The sequence below is a fragment of the Allobranchiibius sp. GilTou73 genome, assembly GCF_021391335.1.
In the GTDB taxonomy this organism is placed as follows: Bacteria; Actinomycetota; Actinomycetes; order Actinomycetales; family Dermatophilaceae; genus Allobranchiibius; species Allobranchiibius huperziae.
In genome coordinates, this window is sequence record NZ_CP090051.1 from 1,144,153 (window position 1) to 1,163,407 (window position 19,255).

The window sequence follows — 19,255 nt, forward strand, 5'->3', positions numbered from 1 at the left end:
CGTACCTCGCCTCGAGCCCGTTGGGCGGGCGCCGACCGGACGTCGGGCGCGTCAGGCTGCCTACACTCCGAACCCATGAGTAACCACGCGAAGACCGCCCTCGTCACCGGGGCCAGTGCGGGCATCGGCGCCACGTTCTGCGCCCAGCTCGCCGAGCGCGGCTACGACCTGGTGGTCGTCGCGCGCTCCACCGACCGGCTGGAGGCCCTCAAGACCGACCTCGAGGCGCGGCACGGCGTCAGCGTCGAGGTGGTGACCGCCGACCTCACCGATCCCCTCGACGTACAGAAGGTCGCCTGGCGGCTCAGCGAACCGCAGCGGCCCGTCGATCTGCTCGTGAACAACGCCGGGTACGGGCTCAAGAAGCGCTTCCTGCAGAACGACGTGCAGGACGAGATCGCTTCGCTCGACATCCTCGTGCGCACCGTCATGGTGCTCTCGCACTCGGCGGCGCTCGCGATGAAGGAACGCGGCCACGGCGCGATCGTCAACGTGTCGTCGGTGGCGAGTTTCATGGCCTCGGGCACCTATTCGGCCGCCAAGTCCTACGTCACCGTGTTCTCGGAGTCCCTCGCCGGTGAGCTCGCCGGCACCGGCGTGACCGTGACGGCCCTGTGCCCGGGCTTCACGCACACCGAGTTCCACGAGCGCGCCGGCATCAACCACAAGGGCTCGCCGGAGTTCCTGTGGTTGCAGGCCGACCGGCTCGTGCGCGACTGCCTGGCCGATGTCGACAAGGGCAAGGTCATCTCGGTGCCCGGGCTGCAGTACAAGGTCATCACCACCGCGCTGCGCACGGTCCCGCGTCCGCTCGTACGCCGCGGCCGCCTGGCGAGCGCCCACCGCCCGCAGAAGTAACCCCGGCTAGGCTCCTTCGCCGTGACGCACTCCGTGGAAGTCGACCGCCGCTCGCTCCTGCAGCAGATCCAGGAGCGAGCGATCGTGCATGGCCGGGTGACGCTGTCGTCCGGCAAGGAGGCCGACTGGTACCTCGACCTTCGCCGGATCACCCTCTCGGGGCTAACCGCCCCGATGGTCGGCCGCGTGATGCTCGACCTCACCCGCGATCTCGCGTACGACGCGGTCGGCGGGCTCACCATGGGCGCCGATCCGGTCGCCACCGCGATGCTGCACGCGGCTGCCGCCGACGACGACGGCCGGGCGCTGGACGCGTTCGTGGTGCGCAAGCAGGGCAAGTCGCACGGGCTGCAGCAACGCGTCGAGGGTCCCTCGATCCGGGGTCGCCGGGTGCTGATCGTCGAAGACACCTCCACCACCGGCGGGTCCGCGCTCGACGCGGTCACCGCCGCGCGCGAGGCGGGCGCCGAGGTGGTCGCCGTCGCGGTGATCGCCGACCGCGCGACCGGTGCCGCCGAGCGGATCCAGGCCGACGGCGGTGTGCCCTACCTGTGGGCGTACGGCCCGAGCGATCTCGGAATCTCCTGAACGACAACGCGATCCGGACGCCGCCGCTCGTTCTTTGCGCGCACGGCACTGCCAACCCGGCCGGTCAGCAGGTCGTGCTCGATCTGCTCGCCGCGACCCGCCGGCAGCTACCTGGCGTCCGCGTCGAGGCGGCGTACGTCGACGTCCGGGCACCCGGCCCGGGCGACGTCGTCGCCGATCTGTACGACGCGTCCGACCCGCCCGTGATCGTGCCGCTGCTGCTCTCGACCGGCTACCACGTCGAGGTCGACATCGACCGGGTGGTCCATGCCCATCCGGGCACCCGGGCGACGAGTGCGCTCGGCCCGGCGCCCCTGCTCGCCGACACGATGATCACGCGGTGCGCCGAATCGGGCGTCGAGCCGAGCGACGCGGTGGTCTTCGCAGCGGCGGGCTCGAGCCGGCCGCAGGCGGCGCGGGACGCCGAGCAGGCCGCTGCTCTCTTCGCCGAACGCCGCGCCGGGTCCGGCCCGGTGCTGTTGGGCTACGGATCCGCGAGCTCGCCGAGCATCCCCGAAGCGGTCGCTCGGCTGCGTGCCGACGGCGCGAGCCGGGTCGCCATCGCGGCCTACCTGCTCGGCCCCGGACACTTCCACGACAAGCTGCACCACGCCGGTGCCGACCTCGTCACCGCACCCCTCGGCGCCGACGAGCGGCTCGTGCAACAGGCCGTCGCCCGCTACCGCGCCGCCCTCGACTGACCGCCCACCTTCCTCGCCATCGAGCGGAGGCCTTCACGCTCGAGCGGAAGGGACATGACCCTTCCGCTCTGTGCCGGACCCCTCCGTTCGACGACGGAGGCGGCCCTCAGTCGGTCGGTCGCGGCTCCGCGGAGGCATTGAGCCAGAACGTACGACGCCGCTTCACGCCCGGGTCGCCGGGTTCGTGCAGGTCGCGGTACCTGTCGACAAGCCGGGAGAGCTCGGCGTCCAGCTCGTTGGTCTCCTGCTCGGTGAGCAGCAGGCTCGCGCGCCAGAGCGTCAGCGAGTCGTCGTCCTCGCGCATCCCGGACACCAGGTTCTGAGTGGCAGATCGCAGGAACTCGGTGACCACCGTCTCCTGCTCGGCGAGCGGCATGTCGGCGCCGTCCGAGTTGTCGATCTTGAACCCGTCCGCGGTCTTGCGCCACGGCCGTTCGCGCCCGTCGCCGGAGTCGACCCGCTCGACCATCCCCCACTTCTCCAGCGCGCGCAGGTGGTAGCTCATCGCCGACGGGGTGATCCCGCACCGGGCCGCAGCCTCCGTCGCCGTGAGAGGCTCGTCCGTGCTCAGCACGTCCTCGACGAGTTGCTGACGCACCGGATGCGCCAGTGCGCGCAGCGCACGGACATCGGTGAGCGTGCGCTCCGTCCGCTCCCGTCGCGTCATGGCTCAGCCGACCTGCGGCAGGACGTCGGAGGCGATGACCTCCAGGTGATCCAGGTCGGCGAGGTCGAGCACCTGCAGGTAGACGCGCTGCACGCCCGCCTCGGCGAACCGGCCGAGCGCATCGACGACCTCGGACGGCGTACCGGCGAGGCCGTGCTCACGCAGGTCGCCCAGCGGGCGGCCGATCGCCGTGGCGCGTCGTGAAAGATCCTCTTCGGTTCTGCCGCAACACACGACCTGTGCGGCCGACCAGGTGAGCTCGCCCGCGTCCCGGCCGCGCTCGGCGCAGGCGGCTCGCACCCGCTCGAAGATGTCGGACGTGTCCGGCAGGCTGGAGAACGGCACGTTGAACTCCGTCGCGTACTGCGCCGCCAACGCCGGCGTGCGTCGCTTGCCGTGGCCGCCGATGATGACCGGCACCCGGTCCTGCGCCGGTTTGGGCAGGGCCGGGGAATCGTGCAGCTGCAGGTGCGCACCGTCGTAGGAGAAGGTCTCGCCCGCCGGCGTCGACCACAGGCCGGTGATGGCGGCGAGGTGCTCCTCGAGCCAGTCGAAGCGCTCCTTCACCGGTGGGAAGGGGATCCCGTACGCCGCGTGCTCGGCGCTGAACCAGCCTGCTCCGTAACCGAATTCAACCCGGCCGCCACTCATCTGGTCCACCTGGGCCACGGAGATCGCCAGCGGACCGGGGTGGCGGAAGGTCGCTGATGTGACGAGTGTGCCGAGCCGGATGCGGGAAGTCTCCCGCGCCAGTCCGGCCAGCGTGATCCAGGCGTCGGTCGGACCGGGCGCTCCGTTGCCGTCACCCATCCGCAGGTAGTGGTCGCTACGGAAGAAGGCGTCGAAGCCCAGGTCCTCGGTCGCTCGGGCGACGCGCAGCACGTCGTCGTACGACGCGCCTTGCTGGGGTTCGGTGAAGATGCGCAGATCCATGGCTACAACTCTTGCAGACGACGACGTGAAGCAGTAACTTCATAATATGAAACAAATCCTTCACGCCTCTGTCTGGCGCATTCGCGACTTCCGCAGGCTGGCCGTCGGTCGTTCCGTCGCCGCCGCGGGGGCGGGGATGGTGCTCATCGTGCAGCTGCTCCGGCTGACCGCGCAGGGGGCAGGCTCGGGCCGGATCATGGTGCTGCTCCTCGCCGAGGTGGTACCGGCCATCCTCTGTGCCGGCCCGATCGGGCGAGCCGCCGACCATCGCGATTCCCGAGGCGTGCTCACGGTGGGCATCGCGGCGCAGGTCGCTGCCTGCCTGGTGCTCGCCACCGTGCCCGGCTTCGCCCTCACCTGTGCGGCGATCGCGCTGCTGAGCGTGGGGACCTCGCTGGTCGCGCCGGTGTGGAGCGTGCTGGTCCCGATCGTGGTGGGGGAGGGGCGCGTCGGCGCAGCCGTCGGCGCGCAGCAGGCACTCACCGCGGCGCTGGCTCCCGTCGGGGCTGGGGCGGGCGGAGTCCTCTACAGCTCCGTCGGCGGTGGCGGCGCGATGCTGGTCGCCGCCGGTTGCTACCTCTACCTGGCTGTGGTGGCGCTGCGGCTGAAGGTGCGCCGACGGGCCCTGGCCGCCGAAGCCATCGGACCCGGACTCCGGCAGCTGTTGATGCCCGACCTGGGCGCGGTGCGCCGCGACCGACTGCTCTGGTGCCTGCTCTCCTGCATGGTGCCGCTGGTCGTGGTCCTGCAGGGGTTGAACGTCCTCGAGGTCTCCTTGGCGCGGCACGACATCGGGGTGAGCGCCGCGCAGTTCGGCTGTTCCGAGATCGCCGCGGGCGTGGGCACGGTCGCCGGCGCAGCGCTCGCCGGACGGATCGCGCGTGATCGGACCCGCGCGTGGGCGATGCTCACCGGTCTGTCGGCCGCGGCCGCTGCGCTCGGAGTCCTCGGCGTGGCCACCACGGTGATCGCGTACTTCGGTCTGCTCGTCGTCGTCGGGGCGGGGGTGGGCGTCTCCAACACCAGCTTCGGCGCCCTCTTCATCATCCGCACGCCGTCGGAGCTGCGCGGCCGGGTGTCCGCGGCGGTCAACGGGCTCATGCAGACGTCGTCGACCGCCGCCATCGCGCTGGGAGGACTGCTGGGGGTCCTGCTGGGCGTCCGTCCGGCGTTCATGGTGTCTGGCGTCGCGGGTCTCGCGGTCCTCGCCATCGGCGCCGCGGTGCTCGCGCGTACGTCGACCGAGAACGTGCCCCAGCCGGTCGCGGACGTCCCACTGCCCGTCCGTGCCCCCTGACCCACCCTGACGCAGGTAGGTCCGAGAGCCACAGGACGACCTGTGGCTCTCGGGCCTACCTGTGCCACGGTCGGGTGACGGACCCGAGCGAGCGGGCGCGCGCGCAGCCCCCGAGGTGCTACACCGTGTGCGTGAGCTCCACCGTCCGGCCCGACAGCGCGCGGGACACCGACGGCACGCTGCCCATCTGGCGTGCCGCACAGGTCTTCCGCCTGTCCACCATGGCGTACGCCGTCGGCGTCCAGGTGCCTGCGCGACCGGGCGACGGTGCGTGGGAGCGGGGCGCCTCGACGCCCGGGTCCGGGGGTGGTTGACTGACCCCGCGACGGGACCGAGGAAGCCGGTGAGAATCCGGCACGGTCGCGCCACTGTGAGAGGGGATTCCGGTCCCCGCAGTCAGGAACTCACCCGTCGCTGTTCTGTTTCTGCCAAGGGACGCACGATCCCGTTGCTGAGAGGTACCACCATGAGCACCATCCCCAACACCGCCCCCACGGCGCGCGCATCCGCCACGCCCGTCGTCACCTCGGAGGCGCGCGCGTTCGCGTGGATCTTCGGCGCCGCCATCGTCGCGTTGGCCCTCTACTACTTCATCGGCGTCGACCAGGGCGCGTTCTCCGTCTTCGGCAGCGACACCCACATCCACGAGTTCGTCCACGACTCGCGTCACTTCCTCGGGTTCCCCTGCCACTGACCCCGGTCGGACGGACAACTCGATATGGAACGCGCACTGATCCTGCGCGGCGCCCTCGCGGGCGCCGTCGGCGGGCTCCTGGCATTCGTCTTCGCACGAATCTTCGCTGAGCCGCAGATCTCCGCGGCCATCAGCTACGAGAGCGGGCGCGACGCCGCCCAGGACGCGCTGGACAAGGCGGCCGGTCAGGCCGTCCCGGCGATGGGCCCGGACATCTTCAGCCGCACGGTCCAGGCCAACGTCGGCATCGGCGTCGGCATGGTCTTCTTCGGTGTCGCCATGGGCCTGCTCTTCGCGGTCACCTACACGATCTGCCTCGGCCGTGTCGGCGGCGTGCGGGCACGCACGCTCGCCCTGCTCGTCGCCGGAGGCGGGCTGCTGTCGATGTACGTCGTCCCGTTCCTGAAGTACCCCGCCAACCCCCGGCCATCGGGCACGAGGACACCATCCGCAGTCGGTCGGTGCTCTACCTGACGATGACGCTGGCGGCGGTACTGCTGCTGATCGGCGCGGTACTGCTCGGTCGGTGGCTGCAGGCGCGGCTCGGCACCTGGAACGCGGCACTGGCGGCCGGCGCGGCGTACGTCGTCGCGGTCGGCATCGTGATGGCGCTGCTGCCGTCGTTCGGCGAGCTGGCGGCCAACGTGCACACGTTCGGGCGGCACGCCACCGAGACGCCGCTGCCGCTCAAGGACGCACAGGGCCGCATCGTCTACCCCGGCTTCCCGGCCGACACCCTGGCGACCTTCCGGATCTACTCGCTGCTCGCGCAGGTGATCCTGTGGGGCGCGATCGGGCTGGTGTTCGCGCCGATGGCCGAACGCGTCCTCACACCTCCGAGCGCGCCCGAGCCGGCACGGCGGGACACGGCGCCGGCGTCCCTGAGGTGACCGACGCACGACCGTTCGGTCCCGGATCCCTCGATGCACTGCGGGACCTGGGGCCGTTCTTCGTGGTGCGTACTCACGGCGAAGGTCCGCCACCCGCGCCGTGGAGCCCGGTCACCGACCTGCTGGCCGATCTTGCGCCACGGGTGGAGCAGGTACGCGCGTACCTCGCCTCGGGCGTCGGCCCCGACCCGTCGGGGGTCGAGCTGCGAGTGGCAGCCTCGGTGATGCACCTCGGCCTCGTCGCGCGCCTGGTCTCGCCGTGGGTGGGCCTGGCGGCCCGGGACGGGATCCTCCTGCCGGTCGGAGTCGACGACCTGTGGTGGATCCCGTCGCTCGGTGGCGGTTTCGAGCTGTCGGTCGCCTCGCGGGCGCTGGATCGAGCGCGGCCGGGTCCGCTCGACGCGTGGGCGGTCGAGCTCGTCCGCGATCTGCTGGCTCCTCTGGTGGACGCCGTGCAGGGATCGCCGTCGGTGCTGTGGGGCAACACCGCCTCGGCGGTGAACGGTGCGGTCATCGCGGGGTCGGCCACGCACCCCGAGCTGTCCGCTCGGCTGCGTACCGTCGCGGACGCACTGCTGGCAGGGCTGCCCGGCCCGGGAGGAGCCGGCGTGCACACGGGCCGGGTCGGGACCTCGGGTTTTCGGCGCCGAAGCTGCTGCCTGATCTACCGCGTCGGGGGTGACGCACGGCCGCGCGCGGTCTGCGGCGACTGCATCCTCCCTATGTCCTGACCCGGGCGATCGGGCTGTCGAGCGGGTTCGTCAGTCGCGGTGGGCGACCTTCTCGACGGCGTCGGCGGACTCGTCGATGAGCTCCTTCGTGGCCTTGCGGTGACGCCACCACTCGAAGAGCGCCGGCAGCAGCGAGACGAGGACGACGGCCAGGATCACGACGTCGATGTTCTTGCCCAGGCCCGGGAAGGTCTTACCGAGCGCGAGCCCGGCGAGCGTGACGATCGCGACCCACAGCACCGCACCCACGGCGCTCCAGGTGAAGAACCGCCGACGGTCCATCCGTGACGCACCGGCGACCAGGGTGATGAAGGTGCGCACCACCGGCACGAAACGACCGATGACCAGGGCCTTGTTGCCGTGGTGATCGAAGAACGCGCTGGTCTTGTCGAAGTGGCTGCGCTTGACCACCCGGCCGTCGCGCTCGTAGAGCCGCGCACCTGCGACCCGGCCGATCTCGTACCCCGCCACGTTGCCTGCGAACGCCGCGATCATCAGCAGCGGCATCGTCTGCCACAGCGGCATGTGGAAGCCGCTGGTGCTGGACGTCGCGGTGAAGAGTCCGATCGAGAAGAGCAGCGAGTCGCCGGGCAGGAACGGGAAGAGCACCCCGCACTCGATGAAGACGATCAGTATCGAGAACCAGAAGAACGCACCACCGAACTGTCCGAGCAGGTAGTTGGGGTCCATGAAGCTCGGGCCGAGGGAATGCATCACCGCTCCAGGCTACGGGGAATCCACTGAGCACACGCTGTGCCGGCTGCCCGGACGCGCCGTGCGGTTCGTACGCCGGGCGACGAGTACTGCGGTGTGCGTCTGTGGCCAGGACTGCAGCCCTGGCCACAGACGCACACCGTCACCACGGACGCGCGACGACCGTGTCGGAGGTACGGCGGATCCGGTGGTCGCTTTCAGAAGTTGTCGGGGCAGTACGGCGAGCGCGTCCACCCGAAGGCTCCGGCCGCCTCCCGCACCGCGCCCGCCGTGTGCTCACGCACCCGTCCGGCCCGGTGCAGATCGCCGACCGAGACGCCGCCGAGGTAGACCGCCCCCAGATCGCGCGCGCTCAGGGTCAGATCGGGTGCCTTGCGGGTGCGGGCGACCTCGGCGTGGCCACCAGTGATCCTCAGCGAGTAGCGCCCGTCGACGCTCGCGAGCACCGGATCCGCGACCTGGAGCACCAGTGCGGCATCGGCGAGGTAGCTCCGGGATTGCAGCGCTTCGGAGACGTCCAGGATCCGCAGGTAGAGCCCGTCGGCCGGGCGGATGTCGAGGGCCCGCGGGTCGGCCAGCAGGTGCAACAGGGTCTCCTGCGCCGCCGCACCGGATGCGCTGAAGGTGCGGGCCAGGTCGAGGTCGAGCTGATAGCGCCACAGGCCGGCGTACGCCGTGGGTGTGCTGGCGAGGACCGGCCCCACGCTGACCTTTCCGGCCGGACCCGTGCGGTTCCAGTCGTCCTTGAAGCGGTAGGTGCCGACCCCGTCGACCGTGCCGCCCGCGTCGAAGTGCACGAGGTAGCGCCGCGCCGAGCGGCCCTCGCGCCACCGCTCGGGATCCACGGTCTCCATCTCCCACCAGCGGCCCGGGCGGTCGAACATGCCCGGCTGCTCCGCGCGCACCGACTCGTGCACGGGGCGCGCCGCCGCCAGCCACTGGTCGGCGCTCACCTCGACGACCGACCCTTCCGTCGCGACGTCGGGCAGGAAGGCACTCTCGTGCGTCGAGCCGCTCAGCGAGGCCGACCAGGTGGCGACGCCGTACCCGAACCGGCCGTAGATCCCCGACTCGCTCGCCCACAGCGCGGCCATCGGCACTTCCCGGGCGGTGAGGTCATCGAGCTGGTGGCGCATCATCGCGCTCAGCAGGCCCCGGCGTCGGTACGCCGGCGCGACCGTCACGTCCGAGACCGCCGCGCAGGGCACTTCACCGCCGGGCACCGACAGGGTGCGGACGGTGCTCGACGCGGTCGCCACCCAGGCGCGACCCACCCGCAGGCCGAAGCAGCCCGCCGGGGGGAAGAGATCCCGGCTGAGCGCGGTGGTCTCGGTCTCGGCGGTCTCGTGGAACCCGGCGACCACCGCGTCGTGCCACGAGGTCCAGGTGCGGTCGGTGACCTGCGTCAGTTTCGGCTGCGCCAGGTGCGGCGGCTCGGGCAGACGTTTCGGGCTGGCTGTTCGCGAGGAGGGCACCGGTTCATCCCATCGGACGTACACCCCATCGCGCCACCGGAATTCCCAGCGTGCGTCAGGCGAGCGCCTTGCCGTCGACGTCGGGCAGCTTGCGCAGGATGATCAGGATGAGGTCGATGATGCTCCAGATGCCGCAGCCGCCGCAGGTGATGAGCTTGAGCACCCCGAGGCCGGTCTGGCCCAGGTAGAAGCGGTCGACCCCGAGGCCCCCCAGGAAGATCGATAGCAGCAGCGCGGTCAGCCACTCGCGGTGGGAGAAGACCCCCGGGATCTGCCGGGCGAGGATCTGCTGGCCGCTGGTCGTGCGCACCGGGGTGTCGCCGTGCAGGGCACCGTCGACGGCGAGTCGCTGACAGTCGGCGATGCTCAGCGGGCCGCGCTCCGCGCCGTCGACGAAGGCGAAGAACTGGTCACCCCCACCGGACTGCGGAGGGCCGTACCTACCCTGGGGTCCCTGGCCGTAGGGCCCGGGTGGCGGCGGTCCGGCGTACCCGCCCTGTTGCGGTCCTTGGCCGTAGCCACCGGGCCCGCCCGACGGGGGCGGTCCGGCGTACCCGCCCTGCTGGGGACCCTGACCGGGTCCGGTGTTGCCGGGCTTGTTCAGATCGGGTCCGTCGCCGCTGGACTGGGATCCGCCGGTGCCGTACGGGTCGTCCGTGCTCATGTGGGTGCCCTCTCCGGATCGTGGGTCGTTCGCGTGGCTGCGATGCGTCCCGCGACCGAACGGTTCCATCGGATTCAGCCGCGAAGCATGGCACGCTTCGTGCCGTGAGCGACCCGATTCCCACGAACGCGATCGGCGTCGGACCGTGGCCAGGTCCGTGGCCCGTCACTTCGGGCGGTGGCATCGACCCGCGGTACGACGCCGAGTTGCTGCGTGACGGCGACCGCCGCAACGTGCAGGACCGCTACCGCTACTGGACTATGGCCGCGATCGTCGCGGACCTCGACACCCGGCGACACGAGTTCCACGTCGCCATCGAGAACTGGGGCCACGACTTCAACATCGGGTCCGTGGTGCGGACGGCGAACGCGTTCAACGCCGCCGCGTTCCACATCGTGGGCAGACGGCGGTGGAACCGGCGGGGGGCCATGGTGACCGATCGCTACCAGCACGAGCACCACCACGACGACGCCGCGGCGCTCGCGACGTGGGCGCGCCAGGAGGCGGGCGGCATGCCCCTCATCGGCATCGACAACCTGCCGGGGTCACGGCCCCTGGAGACGTTCGATCTGCCGCGGTCCTGTGTGCTCGTCTTCGGGCAGGAGGGCCCCGGCCTCAGCGACGCGATGCGGGCGCAGTGCCAGGTGGTGCTGCACATCGAGCAGTTCGGCTCGACCCGGTCGATCAACGCGGGCGCCGCCGCCGCGATCTCGATGCACGCGTGGGCCCGCCGGCACGTTTTCGACCAGTCCCCCTGAGTGTTCGGGCGTGCGAGACTGCACTCGAATTCGGACAGTGCCAGCAGCGGGCCATCCCGACGGACGGCCCACCTCGGCGGCGCCGCCCCACGCGCCGTCGTTCCACACGAAGGAGTGAGCAGATGCCCATCGCAACGCCCGAGGTCTACGCCGACATGCTGGACCGTGCGAAGAAGAACGGCTACGCCTTCCCGGCGATCAACGTCTCCAGCAGCCAGACCCTGAACGCGGCCATGAAGGGCTTCGCCGACGCGGGCAGCGACGGCATCATCCAGGTGTCGACCGGCGGGGCGGAGTACTTCTCCGGGCAGGGAGTCAAGGAGATGGTCGCCGGGTCCCTCGCGATGTCGGCGTTCGCCCACGAGATCGCCAAGAAGTACGACGTGAACATCGCCCTGCACACCGACCACTGCCCCAAGGACAAGCTCGACGGGTTCGTCCGGCCGCTCCTGCAGGCGTCCCTGGAGCGGGTCAAGGGCGGCGGGCTGCCCTACTTCCAGTCGCACATGTGGGACGGCTCGGCGGTGCCGCTGGAGGAGAACCTGCAGATCGCCGAGGACCTGCTGCAGAAGTGCAAGGCCGCGAAGATCATCCTCGAGATCGAGGTGGGCGTGGTCGGCGGCGAGGAGGACGGCGTCGAGGGCGGCGGCGGGGAGCAGCTGTACTCCACGACCGACGACGCGATCGAGACCGCGAAGGCGCTCGGCACCGGCGAGAACGGCTACTTCATGACGGCCCTCACCTTCGGCAACGTGCACGGCGTCTACAAGCCGGGCAACGTCAAGCTGCGCCCCGAGGTGCTGAAGAAGGCCCAGGACGCCGTCCACAAGGAGTTCCACACCGACACCGACAAGCCGTTCCACCTGGTCTTCCACGGCGGCTCCGGCTCCAGCGCCGAGGAGATCAAGGAAGCGGTCTCGTACGGCGTGGTGAAGATGAACGTCGACACCGACACCCAGTACGCGTTCACCCGGCCGGTCGCCGGCTGGATGATCGGCAACTACGAGGGCGTCCTCAAGATCGACGGCGAGGTCGGCGACAAGAAGAAGTACGACCCGCGCGCGTGGGGCAAGGCGGGCGAAGCGGGCATGAGCGCCCGGGTCGTCGAGGCCTGCGAGAGCCTCGGCTCCGCCGGCAAGCACGCCTGACCTGACCGCACGACGCACTCGACGGGTGGCGAGCGGCCGGCGGGGCTGAGCGATGATGAGCGGGTGACTGACAACCTGCTCGGCATCCCCGAGACCCGCCTGCCCGTCGACCCCGCCGCCGCCCTGCTCGCCGGTGGCGCCGACCCCACCCAGGTCGCGAGGGAGCACCCCACCTCGTCGCTGGCGTGGGCCGAGCTCGCCGAGGTCGCGCTGGGTGCGGGCGAACCGGTCCAGGCGTACGCGTACGCCCGCACCGGCTACCACCGCGGCCTGGACTCGCTGCGCAAGTCGGGCTGGCGAGGGCAGGGTCCGGTGCCCTGGGAGCACGAGCCCAACCGCGGATTCCTGCGCGCGCTCGCTGCCCTGTCCCGAGCGGCCGGCGTTATCGGCGAGACCGACGAGCAGCGCCGGTGCGCGGACTTCCTGCACGACTCCAGCGCCACGGGTGCGCGGGCTCTCGGCCTGTAGGGCGCAGGCTCGCCGGGGACGGGGCGCACGGTGCGGCATACGGTGAACGGGTGACTGCGCGACTGGCCGTGCTCGGGGTGGGGGAGCAGGCCGAGGCGCTCTACCGCAACATCCTGCGCATGCCGCGGCTCGAGCTCGCCGCGCACCGCAGTCGGCTGGGGTGGACCGACGCCGAGGGCGACGCGGCGTTGCTGGAGCTGCGCACCCAGCGACTCGTACGCGTCGGTCCCGGCGGCGAGCTCGTCACCGACCATCCCCGCGCCGCGCTCGAGCGGCTGGTCAGCGCCGAGGAGGCACGTCTCGCCACCCGTCGGCAGGACCTGGCGCGGGTGCGCGACTCGATCGACCAGTTCGCCGCTGATCACCGCATCGGGCGTGAGTTGTCGTCGGCGTCCGCTCCCGATCGTGAACGGGTGGACCGCGCCGAGCTGGTCGCCGTGCACGAGCACCTGGCCGCCTCGACCGTCGGTGCGGTGCGGCAGGCCGCGCGCACGGCACCGAGCCAGGACGTGTCGGCGTACCCCACGCTGCGCCATCAGGTGCAGGAGGGCCGGGAGCTGCGGTCCCTGTACGCAGCCGATGTCGTGGAGCGCTGCGCGACCTGGCGCGCGGCGTGGGCGCAGGCCGGCGAGGCCGCGCGGGTCTCCCGCACGCTGCCGTCGGACTTCGTCGTCTTCGGCACGGACGTCGCGCTGGGCAGTACCGAATGGGGCCGGTCCGACGGGGATTTCGTCGTGCTGCGTGACCCGATGGTGGTCGCGGCGTTCGTCGAGCTCTTCGACCGGCTGTGGTCGGCGTCGGCCGCCCTCGAACCGGCTGCCGACGAACCCGAGGGTCTGCTCGAGCTGATGCGCCAGGGGTTGAAGGACGAGGCGATCGCGCGGGTGCTCGGAATCTCGCTGCGGACGGTACGACGCCGGGTGGCAGCGCTGATGGCCGAGCACGGCGTCGATACGAGGTTCCAGTTGGCGCTGCGACTGTCGGAACGTCGCGGTCGCGCGGACTGAGACGGTGCGGGCCGCGCACGGTTCGGGACCCGTCGTACCGCTCCGTTAGGCTCGGGTGTCGCGTGGGTCACGCCGCCATCCAGCGGTCTGGCGCACGCACACTCGCGTCGGCCTTCTGGCCACGCCGAAGTCAGCACCGACCACGGACGGGAAACCTGCGATGCCAGCGATCGTGCTTGTCGGCGCCCAATGGGGCGATGAGGGCAAGGGCAAGGCCACCGACCTGCTGGGTGACCGGATCGACTACGTCGTGAAGTTCAACGGCGGCAACAACGCCGGCCACACCGTGGTCATCGAGCAGCCCGACGGCAGCCGCGAGAAGTACGCGCTGCACCTGCTGCCCAGCGGCATCCTCACCCCCGGTGTGGTGCCGGTGATCGCCAACGGCGTGGTCATCGACCTGGCGGTGCTCTTCGAGGAGATCGACGGCCTCAACGCGCGCGGGATCGACACCTCGCGACTGATCGTGAGCAGCAACGCACACGTAATCGCCGGCTACAACAAGACCCTGGACAAGGTGACCGAGCGCTTCCTGGGCTCGCGCCGGATCGGCACGACCGGCCGCGGCATCGGACCGACGTACGCCGACAAGATGAGCCGGATCGGCATCCGGGTGCAAGACCTGTTCGACGTGTCGATCCTGCGGCAGAAGGTCGAGGCGGCACTCGACGTGAAGAACGAACTGCTGGTCAAGATGTACAACCGGCGCGCGATCGAGGTCGAGGAGACCGTGCAGGAGCTGCTGCAGTACGTCGAGCGGTTGCGCCCGATGGTGCGCGACACCTCGCTGGAGCTCTCGCAGGCACTCGACCGTGGCGACTCCGTGCTGTGCGAGGCCGGTCAGGCGACGCTGCTCGACGTCGACCACGGCACCTATCCCTACGTGACCTCGTCCAACGCGATCTCCGCCGGCGCCTGCACCGGCGCCGGCATCCCGCCGACGCGCATCGACTCGGTCATCGCCGTCCTCAAGGCCTACACGACGCGTGTCGGCGAGGGCCCATTCCCGACCGAGCTGCTCGATGACAGCGGGGAGTTCCTGCGCAAGACCGGCGCCGAGTACGGCACGACCACCGGCCGTCCGCGGCGCTGCGGGTGGATCGACACGGTCATCGGGCGGTACGCGACCCGGGTCAACGGCGTGACCGACTTCGTCCTCACCAAGCTCGACGTGCTGACCGGCCTGGAGCGGGTGCCGGTGTGCGTGGCGTACGACGTCGACGGGGTGCGCCACGACGAGATGCCGGTGTCGCAGTCGGACTTCCACCACGCGACGCCGATCTACGAAGAGCTCACCGGGTGGTTCGAGGACATCTCCCACGCGCGCCGCTACGAGGACCTGCCGGAGGCGTGCCGGGAGTACGTGGAGTTCGTCGAGTCACGGATCGGCGCGCGCATCAGCGTCATCGGGGTCGGCCCGGGGCGCGACGAGGTCGTCGTACGCCACGACCTGCTGGAAGCCCGGTGATCACCAGGACGGTCAGCGGCAACCGCCCCCCGACCGGCTTCCTGATCACGCTGTGGGCACTGACCGTCGTGTTCCTGGTCATCGCGGTGGGAGCCCTGGTGGCCAGCTGGAAGCTGCGGTCGCTGTCGCCGGAGCAACGCGAGCAGGGCAGGGCCGCGCAGGCGGGGTGCCTGCTGGTCGGCGGGGTGCCGGCCGCCCTCTTCGGGATCTTCCTGCTCTACTGGGCGATCCAGGTGAGCTGAGACGCCGTCCGCATGCCGCTGAGAGACCTGCCGAGAGCGCCACTGGCCCTGCTCGCGACGTGCGTCTTCTTCGCGATCTGCACCGAGATGCTCCCGGTCGGTCTGCTGCCCCAGATCGCGGCGGGGCTCGACATCTCGGCCTCGACGGCCGGCATCCTGGTCTCGTCGTACGCCGTCATCGTCGCGATCATGTCGGTGCCGATCGCGGCGGTCGCGGAGCGGTGGCCACGTCGGCGCGTGCTGGCGGTCCTCCTCACCACCTACGCGGTGAGCAACCTCATCTTCGCCGCGGCACCCGATGACGCCGTCGCCATGGTCGCCCGGGTCATCGGAGGGGTGGCCCACGCAGGGTTCTTCGCGGTGGCGATCGCCGCAGCGGTGTCCCTCGTCGACCCCGCGTCCTCGGGCCGGGCCATCGCGGTGGTGCTGACCGGCAACGCGATCGCCCTGGTCTTCGGGGTGCCGCTCGGCACCGTGCTCGGCACGGCGCTCGGGTGGCGGTGGGCGTTCGTGGTCATCGCGGTCGCGCTGAGCGGGCTCGCCGTCGCGGTCCTGCGGGTGCTTCCGCCGCGCGACCCTCCGCGGACGAACGCACGGATCCCCGTGATGACGGGCATCCGGCGCCCGGCCGTGATCGTGATGTCGGTGGTGATCACCCTGCTCGCGCTCGGGCACTTCACGCTCTACACCTACGTGAGCCCACTGCTGCTGCACGACGGGATCACCCACCCCGATGTGGGAGCGGTCCTCTTCGGTTACGGCTGCGGCGGCGTCGTCGGGCTGGTGGCCGCGGGATGGGCGGTGAGTCGCCGTCCGGGCCTGGCGCTGGTCGCCGACATCGTGTTGATGTGCCTCAGCCTGGTGCTCGCGGCCGTGATCGGCTCGAGCGGCGGCATCATCGCGGTCGTCGCCCTGTGGGGGTGGCGTTCGGGGCCTTCCCCACGCTGACGCAGACGGTCATGCTGCGGGCGGCGGGAGATGCGACAGATGCCGCGAGCTCCCTGGTCAACGCGACGACGAACCTGGGCATCGCAGGTGGGGCGCTGATCGGCTCCCGGCTGCTCGGCGTGGTCGCCGTCCCCGCCCTCGGGTGGATCGGGGCGATCCTGGTGGCCGCATCGTTCCTCGTCTACCTCGTCGGCGTGCGCCGGGTGAACCTCTAGGCCGATCGGCCCGCGCGCCCTGCCTCAGAACGCCGTTCGGACCGCCGACATGTCGTCGCCGCCGTGCCCGGAGGTCGAGGTCCGCGTGAAGAGGGCGAGCACAGCGTCCGCGAGGTCCGTGCGCAGCTCGGCACCGGCCAGGGCGTCCCGGATGAGCCCGGTGTCCTTCAACGCGCCGTCCACGGCGAACGACGGGCTGTAGTCGGCGCCGATCATGGCCTTGCCCTTCAGCTGCGCGTACGCCGAGTCCGTGGGGCCGCCCTCGATCGAGGCGAGGAAGAGGTCCGGGTCGATGTCCAGGCCCTCGGCGAGCGCGACCGACTGGGCGGTGGCCGCGGTGATGGACACGATCCAGGCGTTGCACACGAGTTTCAGGGCGCTGGCCTTGCCGAGCGCCTCGCCCGCGACGACGCTGCGGGCGGTCATCGCCTCCAGGGCGGGTCGCGCGGCGTCGATGAGCGCGGTCGGGCCCGACAGGAGCGCCACGAGCTTGCCCTGCTCGGCCGGCGCCTTGGTGCCGAGCATCGGCGCGTCGACGATCCGGTCGCTGCCGCTCTCGTCCGCGATGCGTGCGATCCCCGCGGGGCCGACGGTCGTGCTCTGCAACCAGACCGTGTCCGATCCCAGCGCCGGCACCAGCTCGCGGGCGACCTGCACGACCGCGTCGGCATCGAAGAGGATCGTGACGACGACGTCGGCACCACGCACTGCGTCCGTGACCGAGTCCGCGACCGAGATCCCCTCCGTGGCAACGTCTTCGGCCTTCGATCGGGTGCGGTTCCAGACCACCACGTCGTGCCCGGCGCGCTGCAGCGCATGCGCCATCCCCGCGCCCATCACGCCCGTGCCGAGCACTGCCACCCGCTGTGTCGTCTCTTCAGTCATGTCAGAGGTAACCGCCTCGCCACCGTTGCTCTTCCCAGCCGCGATGACGCATCGCGGGTGTCCGCAGAACCGTGCAGACGTCGGCCCGCGACTGCGGACACTCGCGAAGGCCGGTGCGGCGCCGCCCGTAGACTCGCCTCCCGTGACGGAACGTTTGGACGACTGGGTCTCCCGCCTCGCCGACGAGGTGATCGAGGAGGCAGAACGACGCGACACCAAGGTCGTCTGCGCCTCCGGTCTGTCTCCATCCGGCCCCATCCACCTGGGCAACCTGCGCGAGGTGATGACCCCTCACCTGGTCGCCGACGAGGTGAAGCGGCGCGGCGTCGAGTGCGAGCACATCATCAGCTGGGACGACTACGACCGCTTCCGCAAGGTGCCGAACTATCCCGGCGTCGACGACTCCTGGGCCCAGCACATCGGCAAGCCGCTGACGTCGGTCCCGCCGCCGAGCGGGTCGCCCTACACCTCCTGGGCCGAGCACTTCCGCGCCCAGTGCGAGGAGGGTCTGGCCCAGCTGGGCATCGTCTACCGCGGCATCAGCCAGACCGAGCAGTACACCAGCGGCGCCTACACCGACCAGGTGCTCTTCGCGATGAGTCACCGCGGTCGGATCGACGAAGTGCTCGACCAGTACCGCACGCTGGCGGCTACGGACGACCGGAAGCCGGCACAGCAGAAGCAGCAGAAGATCTCCGAGGACGACGCGGCAGCAGTGGCCGAGGCCGAGGCCGGCTCCGGAGCCGCCGCCGAGGACGACGGGTCCAGCGGGTCCGGGTACTTCCCCTACCGTCCGTACAGCGCCACCACGGGCACCGACGAGACCACCGTGACCGCGTACGACGACGCGACCGGTTCCCTGACCTACCGCAGCGACCGCGACGAGCGCACGATCGACCTGCACACCGAGCACCACGGCAAGCTGGTCTGGAAGGTCGACTGGCCGATGCGCTGGGCCTACGAGAAGGTCGTCTTCGAACCCTCCGGCGTCGACCACCAGTCGCCCGGATCGTCATACGTCGTGGGCAAGGACCTCGCGCCCGTCTTCGGCTGGCAGCGCCCGATCGGCCCGATGTACGCCTTCGTCGGGATGAAGGGGATGGCCAAGATGTCGTCCTCGCGCGGTGGCGTGCCCACCCCGTCGGACGCCATGCAGATCATGGAGCCGGCCCTGCTGCGGTGGCTCTACGCCCGGCGCCGCCCCAACCAGTCCTTCAGCGTGGCCTTCGACGCCGACGTGCAGCGGATGTACGACGAGTGGGATGCGTTGTGCCGCAAGGTCGCCGACGGCAAGGGTCAGCCCGGGGACGTGGCGGCATGGACGCGGGCGACCTCGACCGCCGAGGGCGTGCTGACGCAGACGCCGGTCCCTGTCGCCTACCGCACGCTCGCCTCGATCGTCGACATCACGACCGGGGACGAGGAGCAGACGCTGCGGATCGTCGCGCAGCTCGACCCCTCCCAGCAGGTGCGGTCGCTGGACGACCTGCGCCCACGACTGGACTGCGTGGAGCACTGGGTCGCCGCCCAGATGCCCGCGTCCGACCGGACCGTCGTACGCGGCGAACCGGACCTGGACCACCTCGCGACCCTCACCGACCAGGAGCGCGACGCAGTGCGGATCCTCCTGGAAGGCAACGGAGCCGACCTCGGACGCCTGGAGGACGGGTGGTCGCTGGACACCCTCACCCATCAGGTCTACGGGGTGCCGAAGGTGCAGCGCGGGCTCGCGGCGGACCAGATCGTGAAGGGCGACAAGGAGCTCGGCGCGGCCCAGCGGGCGTTCTTCACGCTGCTCTACAACCTGCTCATCGGCAGGGACACCGGCCCGCGGCTGCCCACTCTGCTGCTCGCGATCGGCCCGGAGCGGGTCCGCGCGCTGCTCGCCCCCTGACCGGAGGCCC

General features: G+C 71.0%; 22 protein-coding genes, 1 pseudogene and 1 riboswitch. Of the genes and pseudogenes, 17 read left to right on the plus strand and 6 right to left on the minus strand.

Annotation, left to right across the window (positions count from 1 at the left end; all coding sequences use genetic code 11):
* Window positions 1-75: 75 nt before the first annotated feature.
* The 3 genes from LVQ62_RS05735 to LVQ62_RS05745 are packed head-to-tail and all read left to right on the plus strand — an operon-like array spanning window position 76 to window position 2,147.
* Window positions 76-858 (plus strand): SDR family oxidoreductase, encoded by a 783-nt coding sequence (locus LVQ62_RS05735; RefSeq protein ID WP_233766330.1) that lies wholly within the window; start codon window positions 76-78, stop codon window positions 856-858.
* A gap of 21 nt (window positions 859-879) precedes the next feature.
* Window positions 880-1,446, plus strand: coding sequence for an orotate phosphoribosyltransferase (gene pyrE / locus LVQ62_RS05740; protein ID WP_233766332.1), 567 nt, complete (start codon window positions 880-882; stop codon window positions 1,444-1,446).
* Window positions 1,410-2,147 (plus strand): sirohydrochlorin chelatase, encoded by a 738-nt coding sequence (locus tag LVQ62_RS05745; RefSeq protein WP_255696537.1) that lies wholly within the window; start codon window positions 1,410-1,412, stop codon window positions 2,145-2,147. Before pyrE ends, LVQ62_RS05745 begins: the two co-directional genes overlap by 37 nt.
* Window positions 2,148-2,253: 106 nt before the next feature.
* Here the strand turns inward: LVQ62_RS05745 and LVQ62_RS05750 are convergent, their stop codons facing one another.
* Both LVQ62_RS05750 and LVQ62_RS05755 read right to left on the minus strand, forming a co-directional pair.
* Window positions 2,254-2,814 carry a helix-turn-helix domain-containing protein gene (locus tag LVQ62_RS05750; RefSeq protein WP_233766351.1) on the minus strand — a complete coding sequence of 187 codons (561 nt, stop codon included), beginning with the start codon at window positions 2,812-2,814 and terminating at the stop codon, window positions 2,254-2,256.
* A gap of 3 nt (window positions 2,815-2,817) precedes the next feature.
* A complete protein-coding gene (locus LVQ62_RS05755) occupies window positions 2,818-3,747 on the minus strand; it encodes an LLM class F420-dependent oxidoreductase (RefSeq protein ID WP_233766353.1) in 930 nt (309 codons plus the stop codon).
* A 46-nt stretch (window positions 3,748-3,793) separates the two neighbouring features.
* Here LVQ62_RS05755 and LVQ62_RS05760 point away from each other — a divergent pair, with 46 nt between their 5' ends.
* The 5 genes and pseudogenes from LVQ62_RS05760 to LVQ62_RS05780 all read left to right on the plus strand — a co-directional run bounded on the left by LVQ62_RS05760 (window position 3,794) and on the right by LVQ62_RS05780 (window position 7,359).
* Window positions 3,794-5,044, plus strand: a complete 1,251-nt coding sequence (locus LVQ62_RS05760; protein WP_233766355.1) for an MFS transporter — start codon at window positions 3,794-3,796, stop codon at window positions 5,042-5,044.
* Window positions 5,045-5,175: 131 nt separating this feature from the next.
* Window positions 5,176-5,358, plus strand: coding sequence for a hypothetical protein (locus LVQ62_RS05765; protein WP_208052559.1), 183 nt, complete (start codon window positions 5,176-5,178; stop codon window positions 5,356-5,358).
* Window positions 5,352-5,503, plus strand: a riboswitch (adenosylcobalamin (AdoCbl) riboswitch). Its footprint overlaps the gene before it by 7 nt.
* Before the next feature lie 7 nt (window positions 5,504-5,510).
* Window positions 5,511-5,738 carry a CbtB-domain containing protein gene (locus LVQ62_RS05770; protein ID WP_179483096.1) on the plus strand — a complete coding sequence of 76 codons (228 nt, stop codon included), beginning with the start codon at window positions 5,511-5,513 and terminating at the stop codon, window positions 5,736-5,738.
* Window positions 5,739-5,762: 24 nt separating this feature from the next.
* Window positions 5,763-6,628, plus strand: a pseudogene (locus tag LVQ62_RS05775) (CbtA family protein).
* Window positions 6,625-7,359 carry a (2Fe-2S)-binding protein gene (locus LVQ62_RS05780; RefSeq protein ID WP_208052557.1) on the plus strand — a complete coding sequence of 245 codons (735 nt, stop codon included), beginning with the start codon at window positions 6,625-6,627 and terminating at the stop codon, window positions 7,357-7,359. The pseudogene LVQ62_RS05775 and the gene LVQ62_RS05780 overlap by 4 nt, the downstream one beginning before the upstream one ends.
* A 30-nt stretch (window positions 7,360-7,389) precedes the next feature.
* Here LVQ62_RS05780 and LVQ62_RS05785 read toward each other — a convergent pair whose 3' ends face one another.
* The 3 genes from LVQ62_RS05785 to LVQ62_RS05795 form a co-directional block, all read right to left on the minus strand.
* On the minus strand, window positions 7,390-8,073 hold the full coding sequence (locus LVQ62_RS05785; protein WP_208052848.1) for a DedA family protein: 684 nt from the start codon (window positions 8,071-8,073) through the stop codon (window positions 7,390-7,392).
* 197 nt (window positions 8,074-8,270) lie between these two features.
* Window positions 8,271-9,548 carry a GNAT family N-acetyltransferase gene (locus LVQ62_RS05790; protein ID WP_233766357.1) on the minus strand — a complete coding sequence of 426 codons (1,278 nt, stop codon included), beginning with the start codon at window positions 9,546-9,548 and terminating at the stop codon, window positions 8,271-8,273.
* Window positions 9,549-9,603: 55 nt separating this feature from the next.
* Window positions 9,604-10,212, minus strand: coding sequence for a TM2 domain-containing protein (locus tag LVQ62_RS05795; RefSeq protein WP_233766365.1), 609 nt, complete (start codon window positions 10,210-10,212; stop codon window positions 9,604-9,606).
* A 104-nt stretch (window positions 10,213-10,316) separates the two neighbouring features.
* On the opposite strand from LVQ62_RS05795, the gene LVQ62_RS05800 reads away from it, so the two are divergent.
* The 8 genes from LVQ62_RS05800 to LVQ62_RS05835 all read left to right on the plus strand — a co-directional run bounded on the left by LVQ62_RS05800 (window position 10,317) and on the right by LVQ62_RS05835 (window position 16,466).
* On the plus strand, window positions 10,317-10,970 hold the full coding sequence (locus LVQ62_RS05800) for a TrmH family RNA methyltransferase (RefSeq protein ID WP_233766367.1): 654 nt from the start codon (window positions 10,317-10,319) through the stop codon (window positions 10,968-10,970).
* Window positions 10,971-11,092: 122 nt separating this feature from the next.
* Window positions 11,093-12,118: a class II fructose-bisphosphate aldolase gene (gene fbaA / locus LVQ62_RS05805; protein ID WP_179483080.1), complete on the plus strand. Its 1,026-nt coding sequence runs from the start codon at window positions 11,093-11,095 to the stop codon at window positions 12,116-12,118.
* Window positions 12,119-12,181: 63 nt separating this feature from the next.
* Complete coding sequence (locus LVQ62_RS05810) at window positions 12,182-12,586, plus strand: DUF3151 domain-containing protein (protein ID WP_233766369.1); 405 nt, start codon at window positions 12,182-12,184, stop codon at window positions 12,584-12,586.
* Between the two features lie 50 nt (window positions 12,587-12,636).
* Window positions 12,637-13,593 (plus strand): helix-turn-helix domain-containing protein, encoded by a 957-nt coding sequence (locus LVQ62_RS05815; protein WP_233766371.1) that lies wholly within the window; start codon window positions 12,637-12,639, stop codon window positions 13,591-13,593.
* A gap of 160 nt (window positions 13,594-13,753) precedes the next feature.
* The gene (locus tag LVQ62_RS05820) at window positions 13,754-15,061 is read left to right on the plus strand and encodes an adenylosuccinate synthase (protein WP_233766378.1); all 1,308 of its coding nucleotides are present in this window, start codon (window positions 13,754-13,756) and stop codon (window positions 15,059-15,061) included.
* Window positions 15,058-15,303, plus strand: coding sequence for a hypothetical protein (locus LVQ62_RS05825; RefSeq protein WP_179483070.1), 246 nt, complete (start codon window positions 15,058-15,060; stop codon window positions 15,301-15,303). Before LVQ62_RS05820 ends, LVQ62_RS05825 begins: the two co-directional genes overlap by 4 nt.
* 12 nt (window positions 15,304-15,315) lie before the next feature.
* Window positions 15,316-16,251 carry an MFS transporter gene (locus LVQ62_RS05830; RefSeq protein WP_233766382.1) on the plus strand — a complete coding sequence of 312 codons (936 nt, stop codon included), beginning with the start codon at window positions 15,316-15,318 and terminating at the stop codon, window positions 16,249-16,251.
* The gene (locus tag LVQ62_RS05835; protein WP_233766384.1) at window positions 16,224-16,466 is read left to right on the plus strand and encodes a hypothetical protein; all 243 of its coding nucleotides are present in this window, start codon (window positions 16,224-16,226) and stop codon (window positions 16,464-16,466) included. The genes LVQ62_RS05830 and LVQ62_RS05835 overlap by 28 nt, the downstream gene beginning before the upstream one ends.
* Before the next feature lie 24 nt (window positions 16,467-16,490).
* Here LVQ62_RS05835 and LVQ62_RS05840 read toward each other — a convergent pair whose 3' ends face one another.
* Entirely contained in the window at window positions 16,491-17,351 is an 861-nt protein-coding gene (locus LVQ62_RS05840; protein WP_233766386.1) for an NAD(P)-dependent oxidoreductase, read from the minus strand.
* Window positions 17,352-17,493: 142 nt separating this feature from the next.
* On the opposite strand from LVQ62_RS05840, the gene LVQ62_RS05845 reads away from it, so the two are divergent.
* Complete coding sequence (locus tag LVQ62_RS05845) at window positions 17,494-19,245, plus strand: lysine--tRNA ligase (protein ID WP_233766388.1); 1,752 nt, start codon at window positions 17,494-17,496, stop codon at window positions 19,243-19,245.
* Window positions 19,246-19,255 lie beyond the last annotated feature (10 nt).